This is a genomic window from Frigoribacterium salinisoli, assembly GCF_054781095.1.
The window spans coordinates 131927-144794 of sequence record NZ_BAAGVB010000001.1; the positions used below are offsets into that span (position 1 = coordinate 131927).

The following is a 12868-nucleotide window of genomic DNA, read 5'->3' on the forward strand; positions in this document are numbered from 1 at the left end:
GCGGGGCGGGGACCGCGACGCGGTCCCCGCCCGACACCTCGATTTGGTGCTCGCTCAGAACCCGTGCTAGTGTTTCTTCTTGTGCCGCGGGGTGGAGCAGTTCGGTAGCTCGCTGGGCTCATAACCCAGAGGTCGTAGGTTCAAATCCTGCCCCCGCAACGAGAACGCGACACAGACGAAGAACCCCTGGTCCTCTGGACCAGGGGTTCTTCGCGTATCCCCCCTCGTGACGGGCGGGCGACTGGCACAGTGTCCCCATGAGCAGCCTCCGCGTCGTCGTCGCCCCGGACTCCTTCAAGGGCACGGCCTCCGCCGCCGACGTCGCCGCGGCGATCGCGGACGGCTGGCGCTCGGTCCGCCCTGCCGACCTGGTGCAGGAGGTGCCCCTCGCCGACGGCGGCGAAGGGACCGTCGAGGCCTTCCGGAGGGCACTGCCCGACGCCGTCGTCCACAGGACCACGGTGCCGGGGCCCGACGACCGCCCCGTCGAGGCCGAGTGGCTCGCCCTGCCGGACGGCACGGCCGTGGTGGAGCTGGCCTCTGCCAGCGGGCTCCCGCTGCTGGCGGAGCCGCGCCCCCTCGACGCCCATGCCCGGGGCCTGGGGCGCGTCCTCGCCGCGGCGCTCGGCGCCGGCGCCACGCGCCTGCTCGTCGGCCTCGGTGGCAGCGCCTCGACGGACGGGGGCGCGAGCGTGCTCCGTGAGCTCGGGGCGCGCCTCCTGGACTCGCTGGGGGAGGAGGTGCCAGACGGCGGGAGGGGGCTGTCGTCGGCCGTCCGGCTCGATCTCACGGGCCTCCTGCCCCTGCCCGCGCGGGGGGTCGTCCTGCTCACCGACGTGGCGGCGCCCCTGCTCGGGCCCCGAGGCGCGGCGGCGGTGTACGGCCCGCAGAAGGGCGCCGACCCCGACGACGTGCTGGCCCTGGAGTCGGGCCTCGAGCACTGGGCCGCGCTGGTGGCCGCGGACGGCTCGACCCCCGGCGCGGGAGCGGCAGGAGGCGTCGCCTTCGGCCTGCTCGCGTGGGGCGCGCAGATCGTGGGCGGTGCGCCCGCCGTGGGTGAGGCCCTGGGGCTCGACCCGGCGATCGCCGAGGCCGACCTCGTCGTCACGGGCGAGGGGCGCTTCGACCGGCAGACCGCGGACGGGAAGGCGGTGTCGCACGTCGTCGGCCTCGCGCGGGCCGCGGGCGTCCCCGTGGCGCTCGTCGCGGGCCGGGTGGATCCTTCCGGCGATGCGGCGCCGTTCGTCGCCGTGCGGGCGACGGGGGAGCTGGCGGGCGACGTGGCGGAGTCCCTGCGCCGACCGACGCCCTGGCTGCGGCGGGCAGGGGTCGAGCTCGCCGAGGTCGTGCCCGAGAGGCTCCCCGCGGCGCGGGGGCTCACCACCGAGGGGTCGTAGGGTGTGCGCGTGAGCACGGACGAGCAGTCGACGGCGCGGGCCGCGAGCAGCACGACGACCATCGCGGTGGGGCAGTTCGCGCCCGTCGCCGACCCCCGGGAGAACCTGCGCACGGCCGAGCGCCTGGCGCGGACCGCCGTCGCGCGGGGCGCGCGGGTGCTCGTCCTGCCCGAGTACTCGTCGTCGTTCACGCCGGAGCTCGGGGCCGAGACGGTCGCCGCCGCCGAGGACCTCGACGGGCCGTTCGTGCAGGGCCTGGCGGCGATCGCCGACGAGCTCGACCTGGTGCTCGTGGCCGGCCTCGTCGCCACGGCCGGCGACCCGTCCCGCTTCTCGAACGCCCTCGTCGCCGTGGCGCCTGGGCGGGGAGTCGTGGCGACCTACCGCAAGCAGCACCTCTACGACGCCTTCGGGCAGCGCGAGTCGGACTGGGTCGAGCCCGGCCCGGTGGGCCCGCCCGAGACGTTCGTCGTGGACGGCGTCGCCTTCGGCATGCAGACCTGCTACGACGTGCGGTTCCCCGAGGTGACGCGCTCGCTCGTCGACGCGGGCGCCCAGGTCGTGCTGCTGCCGGCCGAGTGGGTGCGCGGGCCGCTCAAGGAGCACCACTGGCGCACGTTGGTCACCGCGCGCGCGATCGAGAACACCGTCTACGTCGCGGCGGCCGACCACGCACCGCCCGTGGGCGTGGGCACGAGCCTCGTGGTCGACCCGATGGGCGTGGCCCTGGTCTGCATCGGCGACGAGGCGGAGGCCGTGGCGGTGGCCGAGGTGTCGACCGCCCGGCTCGACGAGGTGCGCCGCACGAACCCGTCCCTGGCGCTGCGCCGCTGGCGGGTCGCGCCGCGCTGAGCCACGGAGCCGTGCGCGTCGGCCCGTGCCGGGCCCGAGGGCGCGTCGGACCGGGCCGAGCCGCCCTAGGCTGCCATGCCCGCCAGTCCCGCGACCGCACGCTCGAGGACGTCGACGCGCTTGCACGCGGCGAAGCGCACGAGCGACGCGTGCTCGCGGGCGAGCTCGGCGTGGCAGAACGCGCTGACGGGCACGCCGACGACGCCGGCGAGCGCGGGCAGCCGTCGGCAGAGCTCGGCGGCGTCGGGGTGGCCGAGGGGACCCGCGTCGGCGACCACGAAGTAGGTGCCCGCTGAGGGCAGCACGTCGAAGCCGGCCGCGGTGAGCCCGGCGGCCAGCAGGTCCCGGCGGTCCTGCAGCGACCGGGCGAGATCGGCGTAGAACGCGTCGGCCAGTCCGAGCCCGACGGCCACCGCGGGCTGGAAGGGCGCCCCTCCCGCGTAGGTCAGGTACTGCTTGACGGTGAGCACGCGTTCCACGAGCTCGGCGGTGCCCGTGAGCCAGCCGACCTTCCAGCCCGTCACGGAGAAGGTCTTGCCGGCGCTCGACAGCGTGAGCGTGCGGTGGGCGGCACCGGGCAGGGTCGCCAGGGGCACGTGCCGTCGCCCGTCGAAGAGCAGGTGCTCGTAGACCTCGTCGGTGACGACGAGGGCGTCGTGGCGTTCGGCGAGCTCGACGACGAGGGCCCGGGTCTCGTCGTCGAGCACGGCGCCGGTGGGGTTGTGCGGGTCGTTGACGAGCACGACGCGCGTGCGGTCCGAGAACGCGGCGCGGAGCTCGTCGGGGTCGGGCCGGAAGTCGGGCCGTCGGAGCGGCACGGTCCGCAGGGTCCCGCCCGCGAGGGCGACGAGGGCGCCGTAGGCGTCGTAGAAGGGCTCGAACGCCACGACCTCGTCACCGTGCTCGACGAAGGCCAGCAGCACGGCGGCGAGGCCCTCGGTGGCACCGGCCGTGACGAGGACCTCGCGGTCGGGGTCGGGGGAGAGGCCGTAGAACCGCTCCTGGTGCGCGGCGACCGCCTCGCGGAGCACGGGCAGCCCGCGACCGGGCGGGTACTGGTTCACGCCGGCGGAGATGGCCTCGCGTGCGGCTCCGAGCACCTCGGCCGGGCCGTCGTCGTCGGGGAACCCCTGGCCGAGGTTGACGGCGCCGGTGGCCGTGGCCAGGGCCGTCATCTCGGCGAAGATCGTGGGGGCGAGCCGGCCGGAGGCGTCGAGCAGCTGGGCGCCGGACGCGGCACGCGACCAGGGGGCGGGGGCGGTCATGGGGCCTCACGCTAGCCCGCCGGGCGCCCCCGCCGGGCAGGGTCATGGCTCGCGTCCAGCCGGCTCCCAGGCGCGTCTTGCACGCCGCACAGCTGCGGCGACCAGGATCGACACGCTTGGAAGGAGCACCCAGACATGCACGATGGACCCCGCGACCCCCACGAGGCCGACCGCGAGCCCCGGCCCGACGACCGCGACGAGCAGCGCGGCACCGACGCCCACGCAGGAGGCGCGGACCAGCCCGCGGGCCGGTCCGGCTCCGGCGACGCGGGCGACGTCACCTTCGGCGCCCCGCCCCTGCCCGGCAGCACGCCGCGCTCGCTCGACGAGCGCGTGGCACCGACCGCCCCCACGGAGCAGCTGCCCCCGACGTCGTCCGCGGCCGCCCCCGGTGACCCGGACCGCTTCCGCCCCGCCGGTGCCCAGCAGCAGTCGTACGGGCAGCAGCCCGGCTCGGCCCAGCAGCAGCCGTACGGGCAGCAGCCCGGCTCGGCCCAGCAGGCGCCCTACGGGCAGCAGACGTCCGGCCACCGGCCGCCGTACGGCCAGCAGCCCTACGGCCAGCAGGCGGCGAGTCCGCAGCAGTCGTACGGGCAGCAGCCCTACGGCCGTGCGCCCTACGGTCAACAGCCCTACGGCCAGCAGCCCTACGGCCAGCAGCCCTACGGCCAGGCGCCGCGTGCCGGTGCCCCGGGCCAGCAGGCGCCGCAGTCCCACGCCGGGGCCGGGCACCAGCCTCCTGCCCCGCCGCAGTCGACCTGGGCGGCCCCGGCCTCCGGGCCGGCGCAGCCGGGACGGCGCCGAGGTGCCGGCGCGCTCCTCGCCGCCCTCGCCGTGGGGGCCCTCGTGGGCGGCGTCAGCGGCGCCGGCGTCACGGCCGCCCTCGACGGCGGCTCGACGAGCTCCGTGGCGGCCGGCCCCGCCCGTGACCTCACCGTCAACGACTACCAGGACGCGACCGTCGTGACGGCCGTCGCGGCGAAGGCCACCGAGTCGGTCGTCACCATCAGCGTGTCCTCCGGCGGCTCGGGCGGCACGGGCTCCGGCGTCGTGCTCACCGACGACGGGTACATCGCCACCAACACGCACGTCGTCACGCTCGACGGCGCGAGCGCCGACGGCACCGTCAGCGTCACCCTGAGCGACGGCCGGATCCTGCCCGCCGAGGTCGTCGGCCTCGACCCGACGGTCGACCTGGCCGTGCTCAAGGTCGACGCGACGGACCTCGCCCCCATCACGTTCGCGGACTCCAGCGAGCTCAACGTCGGCGACCGTGCCGTGGCGATCGGTGCTCCGCTCGGCCTGTCCAACACCGTCACCGACGGCATCGTCTCGACGCTCAACCGCAGCATCACGGTGCAGAGCTCCGCGGCTCCCGCCGACGGCTCCGAGCAGGGCGAGCAGGGCGACAACAACGGTCGTGGGCCGTTCTCGTTCAACAACGGCGAGGGCACCCCGCAGAACCAGGCCAACTCGGTGATCTCCCTGCCGGTCATCCAGACCGACGCCTCGATCAACCCGGGCAACTCGGGCGGCGCGCTGCTCGACAGCGAGGGTCGCCTCATCGGGCTGAACGTCGCGATCGCGAGCTCGGGGGAGTCCTCCGGCAGCATCGGCGTCGGCTTCTCGATCCCGTCGAACCTGGTCGAGCGGGTCGCCAAGGAGATCATCGCCGACGGGTCGGCCACGCACGGGCTGCTGGGGGCGAGCGTCAACGACGCCACGGCCGACCCCACCGCGGACCGCGTGGGCGCCCTCATCGCCGAGATCAGCCAGGGCGGTGCCGCCCAGGCGGCCGGCCTGCGCAAGGGCGACGTCGTCACGGAGTTCAACGGCATCCCCATCACCGACCGCACGGACCTCACCGCCCAGGTGCGCTTCCTCGCGGGCGGTGCCGACGCCGAGCTCACCTACGTGCGGGACGGCCGCGAGGCGACGACGACGGTGACCCTGGGCACCCTCGAGTCCTGAGGCCCGGCACCGGCGACGAGGGGCGGACGGCGCGGGCCGTCCGCCCCTCGGCGCGCCGCGGGAGCCCGCCGACCGCCTGTTAGAGTCGAGCGGATCAGGGGCGCAGGTGCGCCCGGCCGCGCCGGACGGCGCCGAGACTCGAGGCGGGCACATGGCAGCACTGGACGGCGCCCTGCCGGGCGTCTCCTACGTCATGCCCGTCCTCAACGAGGAGCGCGAGATCCGGGCCGCCGTCGAGAGCCTGGTGGCCCAGGACTACGAGGGCGACTTCGAGGTGCTGCTCGCGCTCGGGCCCAGCGTCGACGACACCGACCGCGTCGTCGCCGAGCTGTCCCGCATCGACCCGCGGGTGCGGAGCGTCCCGAACCCGGCGGGCTCGACCCCGGCGGGGCTGAACGTCGCGATCCGCGCCTCCGTGCACCCGGTCGTCGTGCGGGTCGACGCGCACTCCGTGCTGCCGCCCGACTACACCCGCCTCGCGGTCGCCGCCCTGCGGCGCAGCGGCGCCGACAACGTCGGCGGCATCATGCGCGCCGAGGGCCGCACGCCCTTCGAGCGCGCCGTCGCGCACGCCTACGGCAGCCGCGTGGGCCTCGGTGGCACCCCGCACCACGTCGGCGGCCGCGAGGGCCCCGCGGAGACGGCCTACCTCGGCGTCTTCCGGCGCGAGCGCCTGCTCGAGGTGGGCCTCTTCGACGAGGGCGTCAAGCGCGGCCAGGACTGGGAGCTCAACCGGCGCCTCCGCGCCACGGGCGGCACCGTGTGGTTCACGCCCGACCTCGTCGTCACCTACCGTCCGCGACCGAGCCTGCGCCGCCTGGCCCGCCAGTTCGTGGCCACGGGACTGTGGCGCGGCGAGCTCGCGCGGCGCTACCCGCGGGCGAACTCGCTCCGCTACCTCGCGCCTCCCGTCGCCGTCGTCGCGCTCGGGATCGGCACCGCCGCCGGGCTCGTGGGCCTCGTCGGCGTCGCCACGGGCACGGCGCTCGCCGGGGCGACCGTCGGGTTCGTCGTGCCCGGGGCCTACCTCGCCGTCGTCGCCGCCGCCGCCGTGGCCGCCCCGCGCGGCCTGGGCGCAGCCGGGCGCGGCTGGCTGCTCGTGGTGCTGCCCACGATCCACGTCGGCTGGGGCACCGGGTTCCTGGCGGGGGCGCTGTCGCTCACCGACGACATCACGTCCCACACGGGGAGATGACCGCATGAGCCCTTCGACACCGCCGCCCGCCTCGATCGCCGAGCTGCGCCGCGTCGCCCAGCCGCCCGAGGTGCGGAGCCGCGCCAACGCCGAGCACTGGACCGCCTCGCTCTACCTGCGCGACCTCTCGCCCTACCTCACGTGGTGGCTCCTGCGGACGAGCGTCACGGCGAACGGCGTCACCGGGCTGATGATCCTCGTGGGCTGGAGCACGGCCCTCGCCCTGCTCGTGCCGGGCCTGGGCGGGGCCCTGCTCGCCCTCGTCCTCGGGCAGCTGCAGATGCTCGTCGACTGCTGCGACGGGGAGGTCGCCCGCTGGCGCGGCGAGAGCTCGCCGGCCGGGGTGTTCCTCGACAAGGTGGGCCACTACACCACCGAGGCGCTCATCCCCGTCGTCCTGGGCCTCCGCGCCGCCGGCCTGCCCTTCGACGCTCCGGAGGACTACCGCTGGACGACGCTCGGCTTCGCGCTCGCGCTCGTCGTCGTGCTCAACAAGGCCCTCAACGACATGGTGCACGTGGCCAGGGCCCACGCGGGCCTCACCCGCCTGGAGGACAAGCGGGGCGGTGCCACCGTGCCCGGCAGGAGGCTCCTGGCCCGGCTCCGCAGCGTGGCCCGCTTCGTGCCGTTCCACCGTCTGTACCACTCCGTCGAGCTGACGATGCTCGTCGTCCTGGCCGCCCTCGTGGGCCTCGTGGTCGGCCAGCCGACGGCCGACCGCGTGCTGGTGTCGGTCCTCCTGCCCCTGTCGGTGCTCGCGCTCGTCGGGCACTTCGTGGCCATCCTCTCGTCGCGGCGGGTGCGCTCCTGAGCGCCGCGGTGCCCCGGATCGGCGTCGTCAGCCTCACGCAGGGGCGGCGCCCCGAGGACCTCGCGCGGGGGCTCGCCACGCTGCTCGCGCAGCGCGACGTCGAGCTCGACGTGGTCTGCGTGGGCAACGGCTGGCAGCCCAGCGGCCTGCCCGAGGGGGTGCGCGCGCTCGCCCTCCCCGAGAACGTGGGGATCCCCGCGGGGCGCAACCGCGGTGCCGAGCAGGTCGCGGGGGAGTACGTGTTCTTCCTCGACGACGACGCGTCGCTGCCGAGCGAGACGTTCCTGGCCGACGCCGTGGCGTTCCTCCGCTCGCGGCCCGACGTGGGCCTCCTGCAGCCGCGCGTGGTCGACCCGACCGGCGTCGCCGCGCCCCGGCGATGGGTACCGCGGCTGCGCAAGGGCGATCCGGCGTCGCCCGGCCCGGTCTTCTCCGTGTGGGAGGGCGCGACCCTGCTGCCGCGCGACGCCTTCGACGCGTGCGAGGGCTGGGGCGAGCCCTACTTCTACGCGCACGAGGGCATCGAGCTGGCCTGGCGCGTGTGGGGCCAGGGCAGGACGACCTGGTACGCGGGCGACCTGGTCGCGCACCACCCCGCCATCGACCCTGCCCGGCACCGCGAGTACTACCGGCTGAACGCGCGCAACCGGGTGTGGCTGGCGAAGCGCAACCTGCCGTGGCCCGTCGTCCCCCTCTACGTGGCATCGTGGACGGGCGTGCAGGTGCTCCGCTGGTGGCGGCGACCCGAGCTCCTCCGGACCTGGCTGGCAGGTCAGGCCGAGGGGTGGCGGACGCGGCCGGGCGGTCGACGGTCCGTCGGCTGGGCCGGCGTGCTGCGCATGACCCGCGCGGGTCGTCCTCCCGTGGTCTGAGACCCCCTCGCACCACCCCCTCGGGTCGCGCCCGCGCCGGCAGGCACGCACCAGCTCCCGACCACCACCTCCTCCTGGAAGGACCTCCTCGTGCCGCTCCCCACCGAACTGGTCCAGGCCTGGACGCTGGGGCGTCGTGCCGTCCGCTCCCGGGCCGCACGACGCGCCCTCGAGAAGCGGGGCACGGCCGGTGCGGGACCGGCCGACGGGACCGTGCGGGTCGCCGTCTACTTCGCCGACACCGCCGTGAACCTGTACCAGATCCGCCAGTGGTACGCCCCGCTCGCCGCCCTCGCGCGGACGGTGCCGGTCGCGATCGTCGTCCGGTCGCCGGGGACCATGCTCGCCCTGCTCGACGAGTCGCCCGTGCCCGTCGTCTACGCGCGCCAGGTCGTCGACCTCGAGGCCTTCGTGGCCTCGCACCCCGTGGCCGTGACCCTCTACGTCAACCAGAACGCCAAGAACTTCCAGATGATGCGGTACGGCCGCATGTGGCACGTCTTCGTCAACCACGGCGAGAGCGACAAGATGTACATGACGACCAACCAGTTCAAGGCGTACGACTACGCCTTCGTGGCGGGCGACGCGGCCCGGGCACGGTTGGCGGGGGTGCTCTGGGACTACGACCTCGACGCGCGCACCTTCTCGATCGGGCGGCCGCAGGCGGACCACGTCGCGGGCGACCCGCCCTTCGAGCCGGACGACCGCGTCGTCGTGCTCTACGCGCCGACCTGGGAGGGCGACCGGGCCGCCGCGGCGTACGGGTCGATCGCCTCGCACGGCCTGTCGCTCGTCTCGGCGCTCCTCGCGTCGGGGCGGCACCGCGTGGTCTACCGCCCGCACCCTCGCAGCGGCGTGCTGGACCGCGAGTACCGGCGTGCGCACGAGCAGATCGTGGCGGCGATCCAGGAGGCCGACGCGGCGGACCCGGGTGCGGGGCACGTGGTGGACCTGGGGGCCGAGCTCGGCTGGCAGCTCGGCGCTGCGGACGTCGCCATCAGCGACATCTCGGCGATGGTCTACGACCGCTTGGCGACCGGCAAGCCGCTGCTCGTCACGCGACCCGTGGCGCCGGAGGCGGAGATCGACGAGAACGGGTACCTCGGTGCCGCCGAGTGGTTGTCGGCCGAGGACGCCGTGCGCATCGTCGACATCGTCGACGCCCTCGGTGACGACGTCGAGGCCGCCGACCGCCTGCAGCGCTGGGTGGCGCACTACTTCGGCGACACGACGCCCGGCGCCGCGACGCGACGCTTCGAGGAGGCCGTCCGGGTGCTCGTCGAGCGGCGCGACGAGTACGCGGCCCGGGAGGGCTCGCAGGCGTGAGGCATGACGGCCTCGATGGTGCGGCCGGGAGGCGCCCAGGCCCCGGGCGCGTGGCATCTGGAGCGTGACGCACGAGCCACGAGATGATGAGGCGTGCCTGCCGTGACGAGTGACGCCGCCCGCCTCTTCGGCGAGAGGATCAAGGCCGAGCGCAACCGGATCGGGCTCAGCCAGGACGAGGTGGCGCACCTCGCCGGGATGAACGTGTCGAACTACGGCAAGATCGAGCGGGGCATCGGGAACCCCGTGCTGCACACCATCGTGCGGCTCGCCGTCGTGCTGGGCGTCGATCCCGCCACGCTCGTGACCGGCCTCGACGCGAGCCACTTGCCGCCCGTGCTCGATGCCTTCACTGCCGCGGACTACGTCGCCGAGAAGAAGCGCCGGGCACGCTAGGCCCCTCACGGTCGGTCGACCCGCTCAGAAGCTGAACCGCCAGAGGTACTCGGAGCGGTCGGGTCGGAACCAGCGCACGACGGCGATGCCGCTGCGGGCGAGGTCGACGCCGATCACGGAGACGGCCAGACCCTCGCCGGGCAGGAGCCGCTGGGTCGCGACGGGCACGAGGAGCCCCGTGCCGAGCAGGGTGATCCGGAGCCCGTGGACCGTCTCGTCACCCGTGTTCACGAGACGGTACCGGCGGGGCCCGGCGGAGCGGTCGATCTCGAACGGGACGCGGTACGCGGTGCTGGTCGTCGGCATGGCCCGAGGCTAGGGCCGGGCCCCGACACCGGCGCCGCGGGCCTGTGGAGCGACGCCGACTGCGGGGGAGGAGTCGCTAGCGCTCGAGTCCGGGTGCGAAGGCCGCCGGTGCCGGTCCGAAGGCGGACCGTGCGCTCTGCACGACCTTGCGCCCGAGGGTGTGGTTGCCCACGCCCCCGATGACGGCGCCCACGCCGAAGGGGACCGCGCGCCCGAGCGCGGTCGCCCCCTGGGAGGCGGTGAACCGACGGACGAAGTGCTTGCGCAGCGATCCGCTGATGTTGGTCAGGGCTGCCTTGGGGACGCGCGACGTCACGAGCTCGCCCCAGAAGGCCTGACGGGCCGGGGCCGTGCCGACGGCCTCGCCCGCGAACTGCCGGACCAGCTGTGCGCCGGGAGCGCCGAGGATCATCGCCATGACGAGCGTCCGGGCACGCTCGGGGTCGGACACCGAGATGCCGTGCACCTCCGTGACGGACTGCGCGAAGAGGGCGCTCGCCTCGAGGAACCCGGCCGTCTCGACGCCCGAGAGGGCGAGCGAGACGCCCCAGCCCACGCCGGGCACGACGGCGCTGGCGCCGACCGCCGCGCCTCCCGTCGTCACGGCGGCGAGGTACTCGCGCTCGAGGATCGTGACGAGCCTGGCGGGCGACGCCGTCGGGTGGCGCTTGCGGAGCGCACGGACGTGGCGCAGCACGACCGGCCGCTGGACGCTGAGGAGCGCGTCGAGACGACGCACCCAGGCGGACTCGTCGGTGGCGGCCGGGTCGCCACGAGGGGCGTCGTCCTGCCCGATGACCGGCGCGAGCCGGTGCGGTTCCAGGTCGTCGGCGCCGCGTCGGGCGACGGCTCCTCGGTCGGGGCGGTCGGAGCGGGAGGGCCAGCGCATCGCTCGACCCTACGCCGTGGGGCGGGGCGGGTGGTCGGCCGCGTACCGGTCGAGGGCCTCCTGCAGCGGTCCGTCGTGGACCAGGCGCCCACCGTCGAGGTACAGGCCCCGCTGGCAGAACCGCTTGAGGTCCTTCTCGTTGTGCGAGACGAGGAACAACGTGCGCCCCTCGGCCAGGAGCGACTCGATGCGCCGGTAGCACTTCTCGCGGAAGGCCCGGTCGCCGACGGCGAGCACCTCGTCGACGAGGATCACGGGCTCCTCGAGGCGCGAGATGACCGCGAACGCCACGCGCACCTTCATGCCGCTGGACAGGTGCTTGTACGGGGTGTCGACGAAGTCGGCCATCTCGGCGAAGTCGACGATCTCGTCGAAGCGGTCGTCGATCTCGGACCGGCTCATGCCGTGCAGGCCGGCGGTCAGGTACACGTTGTCGCGCACGCTCAGGTCGCCCACGAAGCCGCCCGTGATCTCGATGAGCGGGGCCACTCCGCCCGAGACGCGCACCGATCCCGTGTCGGGCAGGATCACCTCGGCGACCAGCTTCAGGAGGGTCGACTTGCCCTGGCCGTTGCGGCCGACGACCCCGATGGCCTCGCCCGGGGCGACCTCGAAGCTGACGTCGCGCAGCGCCCAGAACTCGCCGGGGCGGTTGCGGCGCGCGCTGCCCGCGAAGAGGTCCTTGAAGGACCGGCGGCCGCGCCGGTTGCGACGGAAGCGGATGCCGACCCCGTCGACGCGGATGACGGGCGTCGCGCCGACGGACGGGGACGCGGGGGCGGTCATCAGATCTCCTTCAGCACGGCGCGCTCGGCGCGACGGAAGACGAGCAGCCCCACCGCGAGCAGCAGGAGGCTCACGCCGGCCCCGACCAGGACCTCCAGCAGGTCGAGCTGGTCCGGGAAGAAGGCCGAGCGGTAGAGGCCGAAGATGCCGCTCAGCGGGTTGAACGCCGCGGCCAGGTGGAGCTCCTCGGGCAGGTTCTGCGTGCCGTAGATGACCGGCGACGCGTAGAAGAGGAACCGCAGCACGAGCTTCGTGGCCCGCTCGAGGTCGCGGAAGAAGACCACGAGCGGAGCCACGATGAGGCCGACGCCCGTGACGAGCACGGCCTGCAGCACGATCGCGAGCGGGAAGAGCACGACCTGCCAGTGCAGTTCCGCCCCGGCGACCACCGCGAAGACGGCCAGCACGGGCAGGCTCAGGACGAACTCGACGCCCTTGGAGGCGACGAGCCTGCCGACCCAGATCGTGCGCGGGATCTTCGTCGAGCGCACGAGCTTGGCCTCGCGCAGGAACGCCCGCGTGCTGTCCGAGACGGCACCGTTGAACCACATCCACGCGAGCAGGCCGCTCAGCAGGAACACGATGTAGGGCTCCTCGCCCACGTCGCGGCGGAACACCACGGTGAAGACGAAGAAGTAGATCCCCGACATCACGAGGGGGTCGAGGATCGACCAGACGTAGCCGAGGGCCGAGGTGGAGTAGCGGACCTTGAGGTCGCGCGAGGTCAGCAGCCACAGGGTGCGGCGGTACCGGGCCGCACGGGACGGGCGGCGCCGGGCGACGTCACTGCTCACGGGGGCCT

13 protein-coding genes and 1 tRNA gene are annotated in these 12868 nt (G+C 74.7%); 9 read left to right on the forward strand and 5 right to left on the reverse strand.

The features are described from left to right. Positions 1-85 precede the first annotated feature (85 nt). From ACYVHQ_RS00630 to ACYVHQ_RS00640, 3 genes are all read left to right on the forward strand, one after another. Positions 86-159, forward strand: a tRNA-Met gene (locus ACYVHQ_RS00630). A 98-nt stretch (positions 160-257) separates the two neighbouring features. Further along, a complete protein-coding gene (locus tag ACYVHQ_RS00635; RefSeq protein WP_460509942.1) occupies positions 258-1397 on the forward strand; it encodes a glycerate kinase in 1140 nt (379 codons plus the stop codon). Positions 1398-1406: 9 nt separating this feature from the next. Further along, on the forward strand, positions 1407-2249 hold the full coding sequence (locus ACYVHQ_RS00640; protein ID WP_460509944.1) for a carbon-nitrogen hydrolase family protein: 843 nt from the start codon (positions 1407-1409) through the stop codon (positions 2247-2249). Between the two features lie 65 nt (positions 2250-2314). On the opposite strand, the gene ACYVHQ_RS00645 is transcribed toward ACYVHQ_RS00640, so the two are convergent. After that, entirely contained in the window at positions 2315-3514 is a 1200-nt protein-coding gene (locus tag ACYVHQ_RS00645; protein WP_460509946.1) for an aminotransferase class I/II-fold pyridoxal phosphate-dependent enzyme, read from the reverse strand. A 135-nt stretch (positions 3515-3649) separates the two neighbouring features. Here ACYVHQ_RS00645 and ACYVHQ_RS00650 point away from each other — a divergent pair, with 135 nt between their 5' ends. The 6 genes from ACYVHQ_RS00650 to ACYVHQ_RS00675 all read left to right on the forward strand — a co-directional run bounded on the left by ACYVHQ_RS00650 (position 3650) and on the right by ACYVHQ_RS00675 (position 10085). Continuing rightward, entirely contained in the window at positions 3650-5485 is a 1836-nt protein-coding gene (locus ACYVHQ_RS00650) for a S1C family serine protease (RefSeq protein ID WP_460509948.1), read from the forward strand. 151 nt (positions 5486-5636) lie between these two features. Beyond that, positions 5637-6680: a glycosyltransferase family 2 protein gene (locus ACYVHQ_RS00655; protein ID WP_460509950.1), complete on the forward strand. Its 1044-nt coding sequence runs from the start codon at positions 5637-5639 to the stop codon at positions 6678-6680. A 4-nt stretch (positions 6681-6684) separates the two neighbouring features. Then, positions 6685-7491, forward strand: coding sequence for a CDP-alcohol phosphatidyltransferase family protein (locus ACYVHQ_RS00660; RefSeq protein WP_460509952.1), 807 nt, complete (start codon positions 6685-6687; stop codon positions 7489-7491). After that, positions 7488-8363 (forward strand): glycosyltransferase family 2 protein, encoded by an 876-nt coding sequence (locus tag ACYVHQ_RS00665; RefSeq protein ID WP_460511202.1) that lies wholly within the window; start codon positions 7488-7490, stop codon positions 8361-8363. The genes ACYVHQ_RS00660 and ACYVHQ_RS00665 overlap by 4 nt, the downstream gene beginning before the upstream one ends. A gap of 90 nt (positions 8364-8453) precedes the next feature. Continuing rightward, entirely contained in the window at positions 8454-9689 is a 1236-nt protein-coding gene (locus ACYVHQ_RS00670; protein WP_460509954.1) for a CDP-glycerol glycerophosphotransferase family protein, read from the forward strand. A 102-nt stretch (positions 9690-9791) separates the two neighbouring features. Further along, a complete protein-coding gene (locus tag ACYVHQ_RS00675) occupies positions 9792-10085 on the forward strand; it encodes a helix-turn-helix domain-containing protein (protein WP_460509956.1) in 294 nt (97 codons plus the stop codon). Positions 10086-10109: 24 nt separating this feature from the next. On the opposite strand, the gene ACYVHQ_RS00680 is transcribed toward ACYVHQ_RS00675, so the two are convergent. The 4 genes from ACYVHQ_RS00680 to ACYVHQ_RS00695 form a co-directional block, all read right to left on the reverse strand. After that, positions 10110-10391 (reverse strand): hypothetical protein, encoded by a 282-nt coding sequence (locus ACYVHQ_RS00680; protein ID WP_460509958.1) that lies wholly within the window; start codon positions 10389-10391, stop codon positions 10110-10112. A 76-nt stretch (positions 10392-10467) separates the two neighbouring features. Next, a complete protein-coding gene (locus tag ACYVHQ_RS00685; protein WP_460509960.1) occupies positions 10468-11280 on the reverse strand; it encodes a hypothetical protein in 813 nt (270 codons plus the stop codon). A 9-nt stretch (positions 11281-11289) separates the two neighbouring features. Next, positions 11290-12066, reverse strand: coding sequence for an ABC transporter ATP-binding protein (locus ACYVHQ_RS00690; RefSeq protein ID WP_460509962.1), 777 nt, complete (start codon positions 12064-12066; stop codon positions 11290-11292). Beyond that, positions 12066-12860 carry an ABC transporter permease gene (locus ACYVHQ_RS00695; protein WP_460509964.1) on the reverse strand — a complete coding sequence of 265 codons (795 nt, stop codon included), beginning with the start codon at positions 12858-12860 and terminating at the stop codon, positions 12066-12068. Before ACYVHQ_RS00695 ends, ACYVHQ_RS00690 begins: the two co-directional genes overlap by 1 nt. Positions 12861-12868 lie beyond the last annotated feature (8 nt).